General features: G+C 33.2%; 21 protein-coding genes. 10 read left to right on the plus strand and 11 right to left on the minus strand.

Features of this window, described 5'->3' with window-relative positions:
* Positions 1–56 precede the first annotated feature (56 nt).
* Together ligA and prmC are read right to left on the minus strand one after the other, a co-directional pair.
* Positions 57–2,051, minus strand: a complete 1,995-nt coding sequence (gene ligA, locus GMC_RS0104575; protein WP_010521027.1) for an NAD-dependent DNA ligase LigA — start codon at positions 2,049–2,051, stop codon at positions 57–59.
* Positions 2,052–2,056: 5 nt separating this feature from the next.
* Complete coding sequence (prmC, locus tag GMC_RS0104580; protein WP_238527924.1) at positions 2,057–2,872, minus strand: peptide chain release factor N(5)-glutamine methyltransferase; 816 nt, start codon at positions 2,870–2,872, stop codon at positions 2,057–2,059.
* Positions 2,873–3,185: 313 nt separating this feature from the next.
* On the opposite strand from prmC, the gene GMC_RS0104585 reads away from it, so the two are divergent.
* The 5 genes from GMC_RS0104585 to GMC_RS0104605 are packed head-to-tail and all read left to right on the plus strand — an operon-like array spanning position 3,186 to position 6,812.
* Positions 3,186–3,653: a hypothetical protein gene (locus GMC_RS0104585; RefSeq protein WP_010521029.1), complete on the plus strand. Its 468-nt coding sequence runs from the start codon at positions 3,186–3,188 to the stop codon at positions 3,651–3,653.
* The gene (ribD, locus tag GMC_RS0104590) at positions 3,650–4,702 is read left to right on the plus strand and encodes a bifunctional diaminohydroxyphosphoribosylaminopyrimidine deaminase/5-amino-6-(5-phosphoribosylamino)uracil reductase RibD (RefSeq protein ID WP_010521030.1); all 1,053 of its coding nucleotides are present in this window, start codon (positions 3,650–3,652) and stop codon (positions 4,700–4,702) included. The genes GMC_RS0104585 and ribD overlap by 4 nt, the downstream gene beginning before the upstream one ends.
* Positions 4,703–5,323: an HAD family hydrolase gene (locus GMC_RS0104595; protein WP_010521031.1), complete on the plus strand. Its 621-nt coding sequence runs from the start codon at positions 4,703–4,705 to the stop codon at positions 5,321–5,323. It begins immediately after the preceding gene.
* The gene (locus GMC_RS0104600; protein ID WP_010521032.1) at positions 5,320–6,189 is read left to right on the plus strand and encodes an EamA family transporter; all 870 of its coding nucleotides are present in this window, start codon (positions 5,320–5,322) and stop codon (positions 6,187–6,189) included. Before GMC_RS0104595 ends, GMC_RS0104600 begins: the two co-directional genes overlap by 4 nt.
* A 2-nt stretch (positions 6,190–6,191) precedes the next feature.
* Positions 6,192–6,812, plus strand: a complete 621-nt coding sequence (locus tag GMC_RS0104605) for an IMPACT family protein (protein WP_010521033.1) — start codon at positions 6,192–6,194, stop codon at positions 6,810–6,812.
* 5 nt (positions 6,813–6,817) lie between these two features.
* On the opposite strand, the gene GMC_RS0104610 is transcribed toward GMC_RS0104605, so the two are convergent.
* Positions 6,818–7,231: an acyl-CoA thioesterase gene (locus GMC_RS0104610; RefSeq protein ID WP_010521034.1), complete on the minus strand. Its 414-nt coding sequence runs from the start codon at positions 7,229–7,231 to the stop codon at positions 6,818–6,820.
* 200 nt (positions 7,232–7,431) lie between these two features.
* Between GMC_RS0104610 and dnaA the strand changes: the two genes are divergently transcribed.
* The 3 genes from dnaA (at position 7,432) to GMC_RS0104625 (ending at position 10,141) form a co-directional block, all read left to right on the plus strand.
* Positions 7,432–8,859 carry a chromosomal replication initiator protein DnaA gene (dnaA, locus tag GMC_RS0104615; RefSeq protein WP_010521035.1) on the plus strand — a complete coding sequence of 476 codons (1,428 nt, stop codon included), beginning with the start codon at positions 7,432–7,434 and terminating at the stop codon, positions 8,857–8,859.
* A complete protein-coding gene (locus GMC_RS0104620; RefSeq protein ID WP_010521036.1) occupies positions 8,859–9,320 on the plus strand; it encodes a low molecular weight protein-tyrosine-phosphatase in 462 nt (153 codons plus the stop codon). The genes dnaA and GMC_RS0104620 overlap by 1 nt, the downstream gene beginning before the upstream one ends.
* A gap of 95 nt (positions 9,321–9,415) precedes the next feature.
* Positions 9,416–10,141 carry an SAM-dependent methyltransferase gene (locus tag GMC_RS0104625; RefSeq protein ID WP_010521037.1) on the plus strand — a complete coding sequence of 242 codons (726 nt, stop codon included), beginning with the start codon at positions 9,416–9,418 and terminating at the stop codon, positions 10,139–10,141.
* 227 nt (positions 10,142–10,368) lie between these two features.
* Here GMC_RS0104625 and GMC_RS0104630 read toward each other — a convergent pair whose 3' ends face one another.
* The 4 genes from GMC_RS0104630 to dapF form a co-directional block, all read right to left on the minus strand.
* The gene (locus GMC_RS0104630; RefSeq protein ID WP_010521038.1) at positions 10,369–11,040 is read right to left on the minus strand and encodes a hypothetical protein; all 672 of its coding nucleotides are present in this window, start codon (positions 11,038–11,040) and stop codon (positions 10,369–10,371) included.
* 148 nt (positions 11,041–11,188) lie between these two features.
* Positions 11,189–12,232 (minus strand): endolytic transglycosylase MltG, encoded by a 1,044-nt coding sequence (mltG, locus tag GMC_RS0104635; RefSeq protein ID WP_010521039.1) that lies wholly within the window; start codon positions 12,230–12,232, stop codon positions 11,189–11,191.
* The gene (locus tag GMC_RS0104640; RefSeq protein ID WP_010521040.1) at positions 12,222–12,752 is read right to left on the minus strand and encodes a GNAT family N-acetyltransferase; all 531 of its coding nucleotides are present in this window, start codon (positions 12,750–12,752) and stop codon (positions 12,222–12,224) included. Before GMC_RS0104640 ends, mltG begins: the two co-directional genes overlap by 11 nt.
* Positions 12,740–13,531 carry a diaminopimelate epimerase gene (dapF, locus tag GMC_RS0104645; protein ID WP_010521041.1) on the minus strand — a complete coding sequence of 264 codons (792 nt, stop codon included), beginning with the start codon at positions 13,529–13,531 and terminating at the stop codon, positions 12,740–12,742. The genes GMC_RS0104640 and dapF overlap by 13 nt, the downstream gene beginning before the upstream one ends.
* A 447-nt stretch (positions 13,532–13,978) precedes the next feature.
* Here dapF and GMC_RS0104655 point away from each other — a divergent pair, with 447 nt between their 5' ends.
* Complete coding sequence (locus GMC_RS0104655; protein WP_010521042.1) at positions 13,979–15,433, plus strand: trypsin-like peptidase domain-containing protein; 1,455 nt, start codon at positions 13,979–13,981, stop codon at positions 15,431–15,433.
* Positions 15,434–15,610: 177 nt separating this feature from the next.
* A complete protein-coding gene (locus tag GMC_RS0104660; RefSeq protein ID WP_010521043.1) occupies positions 15,611–16,303 on the plus strand; it encodes an RluA family pseudouridine synthase in 693 nt (230 codons plus the stop codon).
* Between the two features lie 9 nt (positions 16,304–16,312).
* Here GMC_RS0104660 and GMC_RS22950 read toward each other — a convergent pair whose 3' ends face one another.
* The 4 genes from GMC_RS22950 to tnpB all read right to left on the minus strand — a co-directional run.
* Positions 16,313–16,477 carry a T9SS type A sorting domain-containing protein gene (locus tag GMC_RS22950; RefSeq protein ID WP_138940565.1) on the minus strand — a complete coding sequence of 55 codons (165 nt, stop codon included), beginning with the start codon at positions 16,475–16,477 and terminating at the stop codon, positions 16,313–16,315.
* 15 nt (positions 16,478–16,492) lie between these two features.
* A complete protein-coding gene (locus GMC_RS22100) occupies positions 16,493–16,915 on the minus strand; it encodes an IS66 family transposase (RefSeq protein WP_010521044.1) in 423 nt (140 codons plus the stop codon).
* A gap of 88 nt (positions 16,916–17,003) precedes the next feature.
* Positions 17,004–17,372 carry an IS66 family transposase gene (locus GMC_RS22105; protein ID WP_010521045.1) on the minus strand — a complete coding sequence of 123 codons (369 nt, stop codon included), beginning with the start codon at positions 17,370–17,372 and terminating at the stop codon, positions 17,004–17,006.
* 106 nt (positions 17,373–17,478) lie between these two features.
* A partial coding sequence (gene tnpB, locus GMC_RS21090; RefSeq protein WP_010521046.1) for an IS66 family insertion sequence element accessory protein TnpB occupies positions 17,479–17,712 on the minus strand: 234 nt, incomplete at its 5' end.

The following is a 17,712-nucleotide window of genomic DNA, read 5'->3' on the forward strand; positions in this document are numbered from 1 at the left end:
AGCTTTTACGGATATACATGCTTATTTTATAAAAATCAACACTTTAACTCATTATTTTATGGCAACATAGCTAAAAAATCGGCTTCGCTTAAAATTGGCACCTTTAAGGATTCTGCTTTTGCAAGCTTACTTGGTCCCATTTTATCTCCTGCAATTAAATATGAGGTTTTTGATGAAATTGCACTTGAAACTTTCCCTCCGTGTTTTTCGATAAGTTCTTTTAATTCCTTACGCGAAACCTGAGTAAACACTCCTGAAACCACATAAGAATTTCCACTTAACGTTTCTGTTTGTCCTTCTAAATCTTCCGCAGACAGCTTCAATTGCACCCCAAAATTACGTAGCTTTTCAATTTGCTTTATATTCACTTCATTATTAAAATAAGCTACTACACTTTGCGCAATTTTAACGCCAATTTCATCAACATTTTCTAACGTTTCTACTGAAGCGTTTGCCAGTGCTTCGATATCTTTAAAATGCTTTGCTAACTTTTTAGCTACAGTTTCACCTACAAATCGAATTCCAATGGCAAAAAGTACCCGCTCAAAAGGTATTTTAACCGAAGCTGCAACGCCATTTACTAAATTTTCAGCACTTTTTTGAGCTATACGCTCTAATGGCAGTATATCTTCTACCGTAAGGGTATACAAATCAGTATAATCATGTACTAAACCTTGTTTCACTAGCAATGCTACTGTTTCACCTCCTAGACCTTCAATATCCATGGCTTTACGTGAAATAAAATGTTCAATACGACCAATAACTTGCGGTGGACAATGAAACTCATTTGGACAATAATGCTTGGCGTCGCCCTCGGTACGTACTAATAAAGTATCACATTCCGGACAATGAGTAGCGTATTGAATAGGAACACTATCTTCCGCTCTACTCTCAACCGCAACACCTACTATTTTAGGAATAATTTCTCCGCCTTTTTCAACAAATACCGTATCACTAATCCGTATATCTAGTTTTTCAATTTGATCGGCATTATGCAGTGATGCACGTTTTACCGTTGTACCTGCTAAATTTACAGGCTCTAAATTTGCTACAGGTGTAATAGCTCCTGTTCTACCTACTTGATAAGCTACACTTTCCAGCTTAGTTACCACCTGTTCTGCCTTAAATTTATAAGCCATTGCCCAACGGGGAACCTTGGCTGTGTATCCCAACTCTTCTTGCTGCTGTAAATTATTGATTTTTATAACTACGCCATCTGTTTCATATGGCAAATTTGTACGTTTTTTATCCCACAGGTTTACAAATTCCATAACTTCATCAATAGAATGTGCTAAAGCAGCAATTTCGGGTACTTTAAACCCCCATGACCTGGCTTTTTCCAAGCTTTCAAACTGAGTAGTAACTCCTAAGTTTACACCTACTAAACTATATAACAAGCACTCTAAAGGGCGCTTAGCTGTTTCGGAGCTGTCTTGTAATTTTAAGCTTCCTGACGCTGTATTCCTGGGATTTGCATAGGGCTCCTCTCCCGCTTCTATACGAGCTTCATTCATTTTTACAAACCCCTCAAATGGCAATACGATTTCTCCTCGGATATCAAACTTTTCAGGGAAATCGCCTTTTAATTGCAATGGTACGGTACGTATCGTTTTTATATTTTCGGTAACATTATCGCCCTGAAAACCATCACCACGTGTAATTGCCTGTTGTAATTGCCCATTAACATAAGTCAAACTAATGGATGCTCCATCGTACTTTAATTCGCAGGTGTACGAAACTGGTCCATCTACTATTTTTCGCACTCGCTTTTCCCAATCCAATAAATCTTCTTTTGAATAGGAATTATCCAATGAGTACATACGATTTTCATGCACTACAGTTTCAAAATTTTTGGTAATTCCACCTCCAACTCTTTTTGTGGGCGAATTTGGATCATCAAACTCTGGGTAAGCTGTTTCGAGTTCCTGTAATTGCTTTAACAGCATATCAAAATCATAATCGCTAATCGTAGGATTATCCAAAATGTAATAATTATGATTATGCTGGTGCAATGCTGCTCTAAGGTTTTGTATTTTTTCTGCAATCGTCATGGTATCTATTTTAAAATAGCTTTTAACATTCTATCTTTTCCTCTGAAATCTTTTTTTATTTCTGGCAATTTAAAACCAATACCTACTAAAAAAATAGAGAGTTCTTCTGCCAAATATTCATTAATTTCAAAATACAATATGGCATCTTTTTTTGCTTGCGCTAGAAATAAGTGCGCTATTTTTTTATAAAAAAGTAATGGATTATAATCAGACACAAATAAGGCCGATTGGGGTTCAAATTCTAACACATTAGGTTGCATAAATTCCTTTTCCGAATTACGAACGTAAGGCGGATTGGAAACAACTACATCATAAACATCTAAAAATGAAGTGGCACTTAAAATATCCTGTTGTTCAAAATTTACCGAGGCATGCAATCTTTTTGCATTTTCAGCTGCCGTTACCAAAGCACCGATGGAAATATCCACCGCTATCACTTTTGCCGCAGGTAATTGCAATGCTAATGATGTAGCTATGCAGCCAGAACCTGTTCCAATATCTAAAATTTTTTTTTCCGCATTTTCACTATCACTCACAATCCAATCCACCAATTCTTCAGTTTCAGGTCTGGGTATTAATGTATCTTTAGTTACTACAAATTCGTTGCCGTAAAAATAAGCTGATCCTAAAATATACTGTATGGGCTCCCACGTAACTAATCGTTCAACAGCTTTTTCAAATTTTTGCACAAATTTGGCAGTTATTGCCTGATGTGAATTTAATGCTACATCAACCTTTTTGTACCCTAAATAAGCTTCGCAAAGGATATAAAAAAACTGTTGTGCTTCCTCCTTACCATACATGGGTATTAAACGGCTCACAAAATCATTATTTAGCTGAAGTAATAACATTTATTGAATTATCATGGTAATTGAACTACTGATCCAGTTTACGAAACTAAATTTCTCATTTAAAATGATCTTTACGATATTTTTTTTACTTAATACTTTTCAAAGTAGCTACAGATACGCTTGTATTTTTCTTCTCACCCAAATAATAAATTCCTAATTTTTATTTAAGAAATTAAAAATCAGTATCCGTATAACTTTTAAAGAAAACTAATAATCAGCACAGCCAAAAATAAGGAGTATCCCATAATTTAGCCGTATTTTTGAGATGTAAATTTTTGGAGTTATGAAAGTTTTATACACATGGTTTAGTATACTGGTATTCATTACCACTAGCTGTAATTACAGTGAAAAACCGACCTTTATTAAAGTAAACAAAATTAATATCCAAAACATTTCAAACGATTCAATTACATTTAAAGCGGATGCGCTTTTTAAAAACAACAATGATGTTGGTGGAAATTTGATTACTGAAAATATTGATGTTTTTGCTGATGGTGTTTTAATCGGGCAATTAAAAACCGAAGAATTTAATATCCCCTCCAAAGATACGTTTGCTATTCCATTACAGGGTAAATTTTCTATTGATAAAATTTTAGCAAAGGATCAAAAAGATCTTGTAAACAGCGTGCTCAACATGTTAACCTCCAAAAGAATTCCTATTTCATTTAAAGGAGACTTACTTTTCAAAAAAGGCCCTTTTAAATACAATTACCGAATTGATCAAACGAACAAAGTCAAAATTAAACTATGAGTAAACAGGACTTTATGTTACGTTGCCTACAATTAGCCAAAAACGGCTTGGGCACTACCTCCCCAAACCCCATGGTTGGTAGTGTGATAGTACATAACAACAAAATTATTGGCGAAGGTTGGCATTACAAAGCTGGCGAGGCACATGCCGAAGTAAATGCCATTAATAACGTAAAGGATAAAACGTTACTTGCTGACGCAACCATTTATGTGAGTTTGGAACCTTGTAGCCATTTTGGAAAAACACCTCCATGTAGTGACCTGATTATAAAATCCGGCATTAAACGAGTAATTATAGGCACTATTGATCCTTTTACTGCCGTTTCAGGACGCGGAATAAAAAAGTTAATGGATGCTGGCTGCGAGGTTATTGTTGGTGTTTTAGAACGCGAAAGTCAATTACTTAATAAGCGTTTTTTTACATTTCATAATGCCAAGCGTCCTTACATTTTTTTAAAATGGGCGCAAACTGCTGATGGTCTTTTAGGTTCTGATTCATCAAAAAATCAAGCGAGGAAACCTATTTGGATAAGCAATCAGTTTTCAAAACAATCCGTTCATAAACAACGTGCACATGAACAAGCTATTTTAGTAGGAACAACTACAGTAGTTAGTGACAATCCAAGTTTAACAACTCGTTTATGGAAAGGCAGTAATGTGTTACGAGTAGTTCTGGATTTAAATTTACGTATTCCACAAAATAGCACTATTTATAATCAAGAGCAACCGACCATAATTATTACCAATACAAAAGAACACCCCAAAAATAGCCACAACCTCACTTATGAATATATTAACTCAAATGATAGTATTGCTACTCAAATTTGTGATATTCTATACAAAAAACAAATTCAATCATTAATTATTGAAGGAGGAGCGCAACTATTACAAACCTTTATTGATGCTAACTTGTGGGATGAAGCAACGGTATATAAAAGTACTACAGTTTTTTTAAAGCAAGGTACCAAAGCACCAAAAATACAAGGTGAAACTAAAGTTTCAACCCTACAAAATGATGTTATTACCCACTACACTAACACTACATTTTAAATGAATACTCAAAAAATTAAAAATATCATTTTCGATTTTGGAGATATTTTTATCAACTTGGATAAACCCGCACCAATAAATGCTTTTTTATCCTTGGGCTTAAATGCACCCTTAAAAGATATTTCGCTCATAAATGATACTTATGAAATAGGTAAAATAAATACAAATACTTTTTTAGACACTTACCAAAAATGGTTACCCGAAGTGGATACCAACGAAATTATTGAGGCGTGGAATAGTATTTTAAAAGATTTTCCTATTTCTCGATTAGAATTTTTAAAAACCCTTGCGCAACAAAAAAAATACAAACTATTTCTTTTAAGCAATACAAATTACCTACACATTGAATGGGTTAAAGAAAACGTTCCTTTTTTTGATGAATTTAAAAGGTGTTTTGATAAGTTCTACTTATCACAAGAAATAGGTTTCAGGAAACCTAACGCTGAAATCTATGAATTTGTGTTACAACAAAACAACCTAAAAGCCAACGAAACTTTATTTATTGATGACTTAAAGCAAAATACCGACGCTGCCAAGGCATTAGGCATACACGTATGGAATTTAATTCCCGGAAAAGAAGATGTAAGCCAATTATTTATTAAAAATCCTACTATTTTATGAGTTACTTACTACTCAGTATTTGTGCATCAAGTGTACTATTTGTTGTTTTTAAACTGTTTGCAAAATTTAAAATTAATACCATACAAGCCATCATATTTAACTATTTAGTGGCTGCGGTTTGTGGATATATTGCGCACAATAAACCAATTACTATACCTCAAATTACTCAATTTTCATGGTTTTATTATTCGTTGGGATTGGGATTGATATTTATAGCTGTATTTTATGCAATGGCTATTACTACACAGCGCAATGGCATGTCGGTAGTAGCTGTAGCCAGTAAAATGAGTGTAGTTATCCCAATTTTATTCGGAGTTTTTGTATACAATGAAACCATTGGTCGCATTAAAGTATTAGGCATTTTAATTGCATTATTTTCAATTTATTTAGTAACCGTAAACCCAAATAAAATTAAAAGCAGTTCATTACTGTTCCCCATTCTTGTTTTTATAGGAAGCGGACTGATTGATACTAGTCTAAAATTTCTACAAACCAATTTTGTAAAACCTCAGGACGTTTCCATTTTTTCGGCCACATTATTTGTTACTGCTGGCTTCACAGGTATTTTAATTATCATTTTCCAAGCCTTGCAAAAGAAGTTTACTTTTGAATTTAAAAACCTAATTGGTGGAATTGTTTTAGGAGTATGTAACTATTTTTCTATATACTTTTTGGTACAGGCTATAAGTTATAAAGGAATGGAAAGTTCTACATTATTTACTGTAAATAATGTTGGAGTATTACTAGTTACTACAATTTTAGGGGTGCTGTTATTTAAAGAAAAACTAACCCAACAAAATAAATTAGGAATCCTTTTAGCTGCTGTAGGTATTGTTTTGGTTAGTGTTTCTGGAAATTTTAACTAAAAATGGATAGTGATCACTATAAAACATTAGCAATACCTTCTGGCGAAAGCCTGTATAAAATTAAAAATAGCAAGTTTTTTAGCTATAGTTATCCCGTAACTTCTGAAACGGAAATTAAGGAAATATTAGTCCAAATTAAGAAAGAACATTACCAGGCACGCCATTGGTGTTATGCTTGGCGATTGGGGACTTCAACTATTCGGTATCGCGCCAATGACGATGGTGAACCATCCAATACTGCTGGCCAACCTATATTAGGTCAAATTCAGTCCTACGAATTAACAAATACGCTAGTAGTTGTTGTGCGCTATTTTGGAGGCGTAAAACTGGGAGTCGGCGGTTTAATAAGCGCATACAGAACGGCGGCACAAGAAAGTTTATCAAACGCCACAATTGTAACCAAACTTATTACCAAAACTATTCATATTGAATTTGAATATCCCCTTATCAATGAAGTGATGCGAAAAATAAAACAGCATAAACTTATTATTGGCAAAAAAGATTTTAATAATAATTGTCAAATTTGGATTGAAAGTCCGAAAAGCGACACTAAAAAAAATATTTTGTTACTTACAAGTATTTACGGGGTATCCATTCACAAAAAAAACGAAGATTCCATTTAAAAAAACTAGGTCATTTCGCTTTTAATTTTTTGTAACATTTCATCCGGACATTTTATAGGCCTGTTTGTTTCAGTAGACACAAACACTAGCGTTGTACTGCCTGTTGTTAACAATTCAGACTGTTGATTGTGCAATTCATACTCAAATTCTATCTTGGCAGTAGGAACATTTTTCAATGTAGTAGTAATGGTTAATATATCATCAAAAAAAGCTGATTTTTTAAAATTTGTATGTAATGCTACAACGGGAAGCATTACTCCTTCCTCTTCCATTTTTTTATACGAAAATCCCAACTCCTTCAACCATTCAATACGCGCAATTTCAAAATATTGCGCATAATTACCATGGTAAACTACGCCCATTTTATCGGTTTCACCATAGCGTACTTTTACAGTTGTTTTTGAAGAAAAATATGTCATTTAATCGATTTTAAGAAAAATAAATTTGTAGTGTCAAAATTAACACTTAATAGGCAAAAAAAAGTTATAAGTCAAGTCGGATTTAGTTTTTTTATTCAGTTTTTTGTTCACATATTTGTGACATAGTTATTGGGGAAAATTTATTTTTTTATTTTACCTCTTTTCAATCTTTTATAACCAACCAACGTTTAAATTTTATAATGATTATAACAGCTCAAGAAGCATGGGACAGTTGTCTATCATTTATTGAGGACAATATTACTCCGCAAGCATACAAAACATGGTTTGAACCCATAAAAGCGGTAAAGCTTGTAGATAATTCATTGAGTATTCAGGTACCTAGTAAGTTTTTTTACGAATGGCTGGAAGAGCATTACGTTGAATTGTTAAAAATCGCATTAGTTAAACAATTAGGATCACAGGCTAAATTGGTTTATGTAATCCGTATGGAAAACAGTGTGGATGACAAGGTTCCTTACACAGAAAAAATTCCAAGTACGAATAGATCTGATGTTCAATCACAAAAAGTTGATATTCCGTTAAAGGCAAAAAGTCCTGAATTAAAAAATCCTTTTATCATTCCTGGTATTAGAGATGTTAAAATTGATTCGCAACTAAATTCAAATTATAACTTTGAAAATTTTCTTGAAGGAGATTCTAATCGTTTGGCTCGTTCAGCAGGTTTGGCAGTAGCCAATAAACCAGGAGGAACTTCTTTTAACCCTTTACTTATTTTTGGTGGCGTTGGTTTAGGTAAAACTCATTTAGCCCATGCCATTGGGGTTGACATAAAAGATAAATATCCGGATAAAACTGTACTTTATATTTCAGCTGAAAAATTTACACAGCAATACATTGAGTCTGTAAAAAAGAATAATAGAAATGATTTTATTCATTTTTACCAAATTATTGATGTACTTATTGTTGATGATATTCAATTACTTTCAGGTAAAGCTGGTACTCAGGATGTATTTTTCCATATTTTTAATCATTTACACCAAAATGGAAAGCAGGTTATTTTAACTAGTGATAAGGCACCTGTAGATATGCAAGATATTGAACAACGCTTATTATCCAGATTTAAATGGGGCCTTTCGGCAGAATTGAATCAGCCTGATTTTGAAACGCGAATCTCAATTATTAAAAACAAACTGTATCGCGATGGTGTGGAAATGCCTGAAAATATTGTTGAATTTTTAGCTCATAATATAAAAACAAATATTCGCGAGCTTGAAGGAGCAATTATCTCGTTAATTGCACATTCATCTTTTAATAAAAAGGATATTACAATTGATTTAGCGAAAACGATTGTAGAAAACTATGTGAAAAACACCAAACGCGAGGTTTCTATTGAATACATTCAAAAGGTAGTCAGTGATTATTTTCAAATGGATGTAGAAACTTTACAATCAAAAACACGTAAGCGTCATATTGTGCAAGCCAGACAATTAGCTATGTTTTTTGCTAAAAAACTTACCAAAGCATCATTAGCTAGTATTGGAAGCCAAATAGGAAAACGTGATCATGCTACAGTACTACATGCTTGCAAAACTGTTGATAATTTAAGTATGACAGACAAGCAATTTAAAAAATACGTAGAAGATTTGCACAAAAAGCTAACTATATAATGAGTGACAAGCGCATTAACATTTTAATGGTTTGTTTGGGAAATATTTGCCGATCCCCATTGGCTCAGGGAATTTTGCAGCAAAAGTTAAACCCAAAAAAATACAATGTGCAATCGGCTGGCACAGGCGGTTTCCACATTGGTAAACTTCCCGATATAAGATCAATAAACGTTGCACGTAAAAATGGTATTGATATTACCAATCAACGTGCAGCCCAGTTTTCAGTGGCTGATTTTGATACCTACGATTATATTTTTGCCATGGACACTGAAAATTACAATAACATCATTGCTTTAGCTACTAATCAAGTTCAAAAGGATAAAGTAGCCATGATACTCAATGAAATTAATCCTATTGGTAACGCTGAAGTTCCGGATCCTTACTACGGGGGTTCTAAAGGTTTTGATAACGTATACACACTTTTAGATACTGCTTGCTCTATTTTGGCCAAACGGATTTAGCAAACTCCAAATGTTTCCCACTTTTTTGTGGTGTAAACTGTGAAACTTTTTTCCTAAATTAGAGCGCTACTAATTAAAATCTACAACAACCTCCTATGAGCGAAACTACCACTGGTAAACTTTTTTTGATTCCGGCAAGACTTGGTGATGATATTAAATTAGAAGTACTTCCTATTTCTATAAAAAAGGTAATAGAAAGCACCAACCATTACATTGTAGAAAACGAAAAAACTGCGCGTAGATTTATAAAAAAGATTTCTCCAGCCAAAACACAATCAAATTTGGTCATGCATACATTAAATAAGTTTACGGATGAAGTTGAGCTCCCCAATTTTTTAGCCCCTTGTTTTGAAGGATTTAATGTTGGTGTATTATCCGAAGCTGGATGCCCAGGTATTGCTGATCCTGGCGCTGATATAGTGCAAATTGCACACCGTAAAAGTATTGCGGTTGTGCCGTTGGTTGGTCCCTCTTCCATACTTTTAGCTATGATGAGTAGCGGCATGAATGGACAAGGCTTTAGTTTTAATGGCTACTTGCCTATTGATAAACAAGAACGAAAACAAAAAATCAAGCAACTTGAACGACTTTCATACGAGCAAAATCAAAGCCAGTTATTCATTGAAACACCCTACAGGAACGATAAATTATTGGAGGATTTAATTACTACACTTCACCCAAACACCAGACTTTGTATTGCCGTAGACGTAACACTTACTACAGAATACATTAAAACCCTGGCTGTGTTTGAATGGAAGAAAATTAAGAACAGTATTGACCTTCACAAAAGACCTTGTATTTTTATTTTACACAAAGATTAATCCTATAACCGTAAATCTAAAATATGCCAAAAGAGTATGTAGGTTTAGAAGATTAAAACACCACAACCCTTATTTGATTTTTTTGAAAACAAAAAATATAAAGTAAAATGTATATTCAATTAAAATGATAACACAAGCTCACTGCTTAATAACATATTTCAGCCATTTTTACAGCAGAAACTTGAAACCGTCCAGGAGTAGAATTTGATATTTTTTAAAAAGAACACTTATATCCTACCCACCAAATCTACTTTTGCTTTTTTATTTACTGGTATATCGGAAAGATCATAAGATTTGAACTTATCCATATATTCAACAATAGAAGTCCCAAATCTATCTCTAAAAGCTACTTTACCACCGCTTCGTAAAAACTTTTTAACTGATCCTGGACCTCCCAAATGGGCAGCTGCTACAATACCAGATTCCGTAACAAGTACTCCACCTACTACTTTCCCAACAAAACGTTTAATGTCTCTTCGTAACACCCACTTATTTCGGGATACGTTAGCTTTAAAAGCTTTTTCCTGTAATTCCGGAGAGTTTAAAAACAAATTAGTGTCTCTAACGCCAACTAAAGCTAAGGTTCCTTTTCCAAATTGATATTTACCCAAGTAACCAAATCGATTAATAACACCATACCTTCCTTGTGATTCTTTAAAAGCCAATGCTTCTTTAAAACCTATAAAATCATTTTCTAAGAAAAGGTGGTAGTTTTCAGCATCTGTATCCGATAAATGCTTGTTACTAGCGGCAGGATATTCATAACATAATTCTTCAATAGTATTTGAATTACGAAAACTTTTTGAAATCTCTAAAAGATCAATTGCTCGCCATTGTCCTAACAAACCAATAACTAAGGGCAATACAGAAACACGAATTAACTCGTTGGTTCTGACCATATATTACTTTTTCTGTTTAGCGAGGCAAATGTACAATAAAAATATTTTTTGTAGGAAATGCACTTCAAAAAATTACGATATTCTAAGTTTTTTAACCCCTATTTTACAATTTACATGAACAAACGAAGAAAAAAAAGAATATTACAATTTAACGTTTAATTCCTTTACTATTTACCCATTTATGGTATTTAGAGCTATAATTATTGTGTTGCCTCAGGTTTTTTGAAAACTTATGGTATCCAAATTTTTCTACATCAGCAACAAAATAGAAGTAATTATGATTTTCATAATTTAAAACAGCATCAATGGCTGAAATATCAGGCATGGCAATAGGTCCAGGAGGTAAGCCTTTATTTTTATAAGTGTTATAAGGATGCACTAATTTCAAATCTTTACGCAGCACTCTGCGGATCACTCTTTTCCAATTATTACTTGATTTTTTGATTGCATAAATTACGGTTGGATCGGCATCCAATTTCATTCCTTTTTTTAACCGATTCATATATACACCTGCTACCCTCGGTCGTTCACTTGCTTTAACTGTTTCTTTATGCACTATAGATGCCAATGTAATTACTTCAACAGGTTTCAAGCCTATATTTTGTGCTTTTTTGACACGTTTGTCATTCCAAAAATGCTTGTATTCTTTTAGCATTTTATTCCTAAAACCTTCCGCAGAAATATTCCAAAACACCTGATAACTATTTGGTATATACATCGACAAGGCAGTGTTTAAATTGAATCCCGCTTCAGTTAAAAAGGCTTCTTCTTTAAATACATTTAATAAAGAAATACTATCGGTTTCAATTTGTTGAGCAATTCTACCTGCCAAATTTTCCAGCCGTTCCTGATTGTTAAAGCTAATTTTAATTGGAATATTTCTACTTCTTAAATTGGAAATTAACTCATTATTATTACTCCCTTTTACTAACAGGTATTTACCTGGTTTAACTCTGGTAGCATAGCCCTTCTTTTTTGCTAACCACGAAAATGATTCCACATCTTTAATAAATGGAGAAACCTTGGCTACTACGTCATAAAAAGAACTTCCTGTGGGTATTAAAACCTCTTTAGTTTCTTCGGTAAAACTGGTGTTTGGATCAAATATCTTATTGTAAACAGTGTAGGAAAAAATACTTCCTGCAACTAAAGTAATTGCAACAATTAGTAATAGTATCTTTTTAATGTACATATATTAATTGGTATAAATTTTCATTTTTAAAGGCTCCATTTACTAAAGTCCAGTCTTTTCGTTGCCCTACAAATTTAAAACCTTTTTTTAAAAATAGTTCCTGACTTACTTTATTATCTTCAGCAATAGAGGCATAAAGCTGATGCAAATGCAAATGTGTTTTACCGTACTTAATAAGCAAATTCAACGCCTCGGTGCCATAGCCTTTTCTGCGTTTTTCAGTATCTAAAATTAAAATTCCAACACCAGACCGCCTATGCGTAGGATTAAAATCGTACAAATCAATTAAACCTATGATTTGTTGATCGTGTTTTGTGCAGATAGCCAAACGCAATTGTTTGGCTTCGTAAATGTCTAAATGAGCATTTTCTAAATATTGTTTAATTAAAAAACGTGAATAAGGTGTTTGAGTTGCGCTAACTTCCCAAATACGTTCATCATTTTCTACTTTAAAGATAAACTCTAAGTCTTCAGGCTCTAAAGCGCGTAAATAAATATAAAATCCTTTTAGCGTGACCATGTAATTGTTCCTTTAAACACTAATTTTGCAGGACCTTCCAAGTAAACATTGGTATATTGGGTACTCATTTTTGTAAAACTAATAGTCAATTTGCCTCCTGGCGTTTCAATATTTATTTTTTCGGCAGTAGTTTTGTTAGCTGTATGCATTGCAATTGCCACAGCAGTAACTCCTGTGCCACAGGATAAAGTTTCATCTTCAACACCGCGCTCATAAGTGCGTACCGAAAATGAATCCTTATTTATTTTTTCTACAAAATTCACATTAGTCCCTTCTTCAAAATAGGGTGCACCGTTGCGTATTTTTCTACCTTGAGTAAACACATCAAAATCAGCTAATTTTTCAACTTCCTGAACATGATGTGGTGAACCTGTATCCAAAAACCAATGCTGACCAGTTGCGTTAATAGTTGACACATTTTGCATCCCCAATTTTACTAAATCTTCAGATATTGTAGCATCATGAGGACCATCAATGGCTGTAAAATTAGCTTTATCTGTAATTACACCTAAATGCTTGGCAAACGCCACCAAACATCGTCCTCCATTACCACACATGGTACTTTCATTTCCATCAGCATTAAAATACACCATGGTAAAATCATCACCTGCTTTGGTAGGTTCTTCCAAAAACATACAACCATCGGCACCAATTCCAAATTTTCGATCACATAAATGAGCAATTAAATCTGTATCAGTTTTTGATAAAAATTTGGAACGATTGTCAATAATAACAAAATCATTACCTGTTCCTTGATATTTATAAAAAGTAATATTCATTATTTAGTTTTTCGGCTTACAAAGGTATAGGAATTCTAATAGTTTACGACTAAATGAATTATTAATTTTTAGTACACTAAATTAAGTACATTATTTTTTAAATTAAGAATGTGACTGGCTCTGATATTAAATTCATAAAAAATAATCTAAGCGTTTTTTGATTGAGTACGAAATAAAAAACGACCACGTTAGGTAGTTATTTAATTACAAAGAGCAGATTAAGTGCAACACTATTTATTTTAGAGCGTACTATTTATAGAACAAAATTTGCAAATACTAGTGTAGTAGTATTACTTTTTAATTAATAATGACATTTTAGCATAAGCAAATACTATTTTACGTATGTAGAAATGACAACTTGATCATTTTTATTCCAATACTTGATAAAATAAAAATTGGTATTGTCTTTGTAGCTAATTAAACGATTATATAATAAAATTTTTGAATATGAAAAAATTCGCATCATTACTTTTAGTAGGTATTGTGGGTGGGGTTGTAGCCCTGGGAACTCAAAAAATTATAGATAATAATAATAATAATAATGATAAGTCCGAAGGTATTACTAATTCGGAAACTGAATTCACATCGCCTTTACCTACACCAAAATTACATACCACAAGTGGTATGCCTAACTATACAAATTCAAACACGACAAGCGCTGCTGCATTAGACATAGATTTTACCAATGCCGCTGAAGAAACGGTAAATTCTGTAGTGCATGTAAAAAATGTATCTACCTACCGCAGGCCAAGAAATTACATGGATTACTTGCGTAATGGTGGTAAATTAGAAAAAGCTATTGTTGGTGCTGGTTCAGGTGTAATTATAACCGAAGATGGTTATATTGTAACTAATAATCACGTAATAAAAGGAGCTAGTGAGGTACGTGTTACATTAAATAATAATAAATCTTACGAAGCCAAAATTGTTGGTTCTGATCCTAACGCAGATATTGCATTATTAAAAATAGCATCTGATGAAAAGTTTGATTATATCCCTTTCGGAAATTCAGACAACACCAAAATTGGCGAATGGGTATTAGCCGTTGGAAATCCTTTCAATTTAACTTCAACCGTAACTGCTGGAATAATTAGTGCGAAAGCTAGGGATTTAGATGAAAATGACCGAAACATGCAATCCTTTATTCAGACTGATGCTGCCATAAATCCTGGTAATAGTGGCGGTGCTTTGGTAAATACTAAAGGTGAGCTTATTGGTATTAACACTGCAATCACTTCGCAAACTGGGAGCTACGTTGGCTATGCCTTTGCAGTTCCTTCCAACAACGCTCGTAAAATTGTTGAAGATATTTTAGAGTACGGTGATGTTCAAAAAGCTATCTTAGGCATTTCGGGTGGCACATTTAGCCAAAATGCTGCTAAAGAGCTAGGAATTAAATATTCGCAAGGTGTTTTTGTTTCTAGCGTAAGCAAAAATAGTGGTGCTGAAAAAAGTGGAATTAAAAAAGGAGATATTATTAAAAAAATTGACGGTTATGGCATTCGTAAATTTTCGGATTTAACAGGATATGTAAATAGTAAACGACCAAATGACGTACTTAATGTAAGTGTTATGCGTAACAATAAATTAATAGAAATACCTGTTACCTTAAGTCTTTACGAAAGTTACCAATTAAGAGATATTGGTATTGAAATTATTAATGCAACCGAAGATGATTTAGCACATTACGGAGCCAAACACGGTGTAAAAATAAGTCAAGTAGTTAGTAATACTATGAAACGATATGGTTTAGAAGGCTACATTATCACCGAAATTGATGAAACTCCAGTAAATAGTGTGAGTGAGGTGAAAAAAATATTGCAGTCAAAAGCTGAAAATGAAGATATTATGGTTAGCTTTCTAGATCAGTACGGAGAAAAGAAACATTTTGTTTTTAATTAACAACAAATTTTAATAATTTAATATTAATATAGTTGTAACTCAGTATTTGATTTGATGAATTAATAATTTATAAAATTACATAACAAATTCATCATAATTTTATATTTGCAATTATTATTGAAAGCTAATGGTATTATTTACTGTTAGCTTTTATGTTTTACTCTAAACGCAACGCTTTTGAAAACACGCTCCACACCCGATAATTTATCTATTTTATATGAAGACAATCATATTATTGCCATTAATAAAAGGGCTGGCGATATTGTGCAAGGAGACCAAACGGGCGACATGCCTTTAAGCGAAGTTGTAAAACAATATATTGCAAAAAAATATAACAAGCCTGGCGCTGTTTTTTTAGGTGTAGTGCACAGACTTGATCGTCCGACATCAGGTGTCATTATTTTTGCCCGTACTAGCAAAGCGGTAACGCGTTTGAATAAAGCTTTCGCAGAAAAAAAGACACAAAAAACATATTGGGCAGTGGTAAGCCCTACTCCCCCCAAACCTGAAGGTAATTTGCTACATTTTTTAAAAAGAAATACAAAGCAAAATAAATCCTACGCGCATATTAAAGAAGTTCCTGAATCCAAAAAAGCAAGTTTAAGCTATAAGCTACTAAAAAAATTAGATAACTTTTCACTTTTAGAAATTGAGTTACATACTGGCCGACACCATCAAATACGCGCGCAACTCAACAAAATAGGGTGTTCAATTAAAGGCGATTTAAAATATGGTGCTAAACGGAGTAACCCTAACGGAGGAATTCATTTACACGCCCGAATGCTAGGTTTTATTCACCCAGTTAAAAAAGAACCCATAGAAATTATTGCCCCAACACCAGCAGACGCCGTTTGGGACGCTTGTCAATAGTTTAACTGATTATTTTTTTACGATTTTGCCACTATAAACAACAATGCCATTTTCTTCAATATTCATAATATAGATGCCTTCGCTAAAAGCATCAATTACTATAGTTTCTTTATTCGTATTTGTGTAATGTTTTGAAAATATAATTTCTCCTAAAATATAAATCCATCCGAGCAACTACGTTTTAGATTTTTACTGATATCCAGGTAATAGTTCTTCAAGTTTTAGTATGCTATGATCGGAGATTCTTTGTAGGGTATCCTCCAGCCATTCTCTAAGATTGATGTTTTGTATTTTGCAACTTCCAAATGAGGAATATAGCATTACAGCATTTTGTGCTGCTTCATGTGATCCACAAAACAAATAATTCTTTCTGCCAATTGCCATGGGTCGGATCGCATTTTCGATTAAGTTATTGTCCAGTTCAATACGTCCATCATTAAAGATGGTTTTTAGCTTTGGATATTGATTTGTAAAATAAGTCATTGCTTTTCCGATAGGACTTTGTGGCAATACATTGGACTGTTCTGCTTCTATCCATGTTTTGATTTGTTCCAATAACGGTTTGACTTTTTGAACACGAAGTACTTTTCTTTTATCATAATCATTTAGCATCTCTTATTTGATGGTTCTTTCTTCTAAATACATTTTTCTAAAAAATTCCAAAGCTATTTGTGCGCGTTTTTATCACTATTCAAACGCCTTATTCCTCTTTTTTAGCGTATTTAGGACTAATAGTTCTGCGTTTAACCAAACTAGCAGGAGTATATTCTAGGGTTTCTGTGATTTCTTCTCCTATTTTGGTAAGTCCTGTGGTATCTTCCTTGGGCTCGATGATGACTTCTCGAACGGGAAGATTTTCTGGAAGCGCATTACGCCCTTGATGTTTTTTCTTATCTCGGGTATAAGTAATGGTCTGTTGTGGAGTCTCTGCTACTTCTTCTACGGAATCTTCTCCAAACAGTGATAGTTGATCCATAACTGCTTCATTAATAAAATTCTCGGATTTAAAACCACTTATAAGCTTGTAAAGTTGTTGAAGTTGCTGTTCTAGTAAAGCTATTTTGGTCACAGAATCTTTTCGCCTTTTTTTGGAGATTACGATTTTTAACAAGTAGCTCTTGGTGTGTCATTACCCCACTAAAGTAAATACATAACTCAAAAAAAAACAACTAAGATTAATGTTTTTGAAACCGCTTTTCTCGCTTTATATTAGTGATAGAAATACCATCTATTAACAATACTATTGCCGAATAATCCAAGCCTAAACTCAATATCGATTTTTCATAAACAGATAGTTTAATAGTGCCTTTTTCCAAACGTTTATAATAGAGTATAAAACCCCCTGACTGCCAATGCAACAATTTTATTTTGTTACGTAGTTTATTGACAAAAATATATACATTATTAAC

This window comes from Aquimarina agarivorans (genome assembly GCF_000218485.1).
Lineage (GTDB): Bacteria > Bacteroidota > Bacteroidia > Flavobacteriales > Flavobacteriaceae > Aquimarina > Aquimarina agarivorans.

Coding starts and splice junctions, on each gene's coding strand:
- GMC_RS0104600 (WP_010521032.1), top strand. CDS start 5,320: ATGAGTTACTTACTACTCAGTATTTGTGCATCAAGTGTACTATTTGTT.
- mltG (WP_010521039.1), bottom strand. CDS start 12,232: ATGTACATTAAAAAGATACTATTACTAATTGTTGCAATTACTTTAGTT.
- GMC_RS0104655 (WP_010521042.1), top strand. CDS start 13,979: ATGAAAAAATTCGCATCATTACTTTTAGTAGGTATTGTGGGTGGGGTT.
- GMC_RS0104585 (WP_010521029.1), top strand. CDS start 3,186: ATGAAAGTTTTATACACATGGTTTAGTATACTGGTATTCATTACCACT.
- ligA (WP_010521027.1), bottom strand. CDS start 2,051: ATGACGATTGCAGAAAAAATACAAAACCTTAGAGCAGCATTGCACCAG.
- dapF (WP_010521041.1), bottom strand. CDS start 13,531: ATGAATATTACTTTTTATAAATATCAAGGAACAGGTAATGATTTTGTT.
- GMC_RS0104605 (WP_010521033.1), top strand. CDS start 6,192: ATGGATAGTGATCACTATAAAACATTAGCAATACCTTCTGGCGAAAGC.
- GMC_RS0104610 (WP_010521034.1), bottom strand. CDS start 7,231: ATGACATATTTTTCTTCAAAAACAACTGTAAAAGTACGCTATGGTGAA.
- GMC_RS0104640 (WP_010521040.1), bottom strand. CDS start 12,752: ATGGTCACGCTAAAAGGATTTTATATTTATTTACGCGCTTTAGAGCCT.
- dnaA (WP_010521035.1), top strand. CDS start 7,432: ATGATTATAACAGCTCAAGAAGCATGGGACAGTTGTCTATCATTTATT.
- ribD (WP_010521030.1), top strand. CDS start 3,650: ATGAGTAAACAGGACTTTATGTTACGTTGCCTACAATTAGCCAAAAAC.
- GMC_RS22100 (WP_010521044.1), bottom strand. CDS start 16,915: ATGCTAAATGATTATGATAAAAGAAAAGTACTTCGTGTTCAAAAAGTC.
- GMC_RS0104630 (WP_010521038.1), bottom strand. CDS start 11,040: ATGGTCAGAACCAACGAGTTAATTCGTGTTTCTGTATTGCCCTTAGTT.
- GMC_RS0104620 (WP_010521036.1), top strand. CDS start 8,859: ATGAGTGACAAGCGCATTAACATTTTAATGGTTTGTTTGGGAAATATT.
- GMC_RS0104625 (WP_010521037.1), top strand. CDS start 9,416: ATGAGCGAAACTACCACTGGTAAACTTTTTTTGATTCCGGCAAGACTT.
- GMC_RS0104595 (WP_010521031.1), top strand. CDS start 4,703: ATGAATACTCAAAAAATTAAAAATATCATTTTCGATTTTGGAGATATT.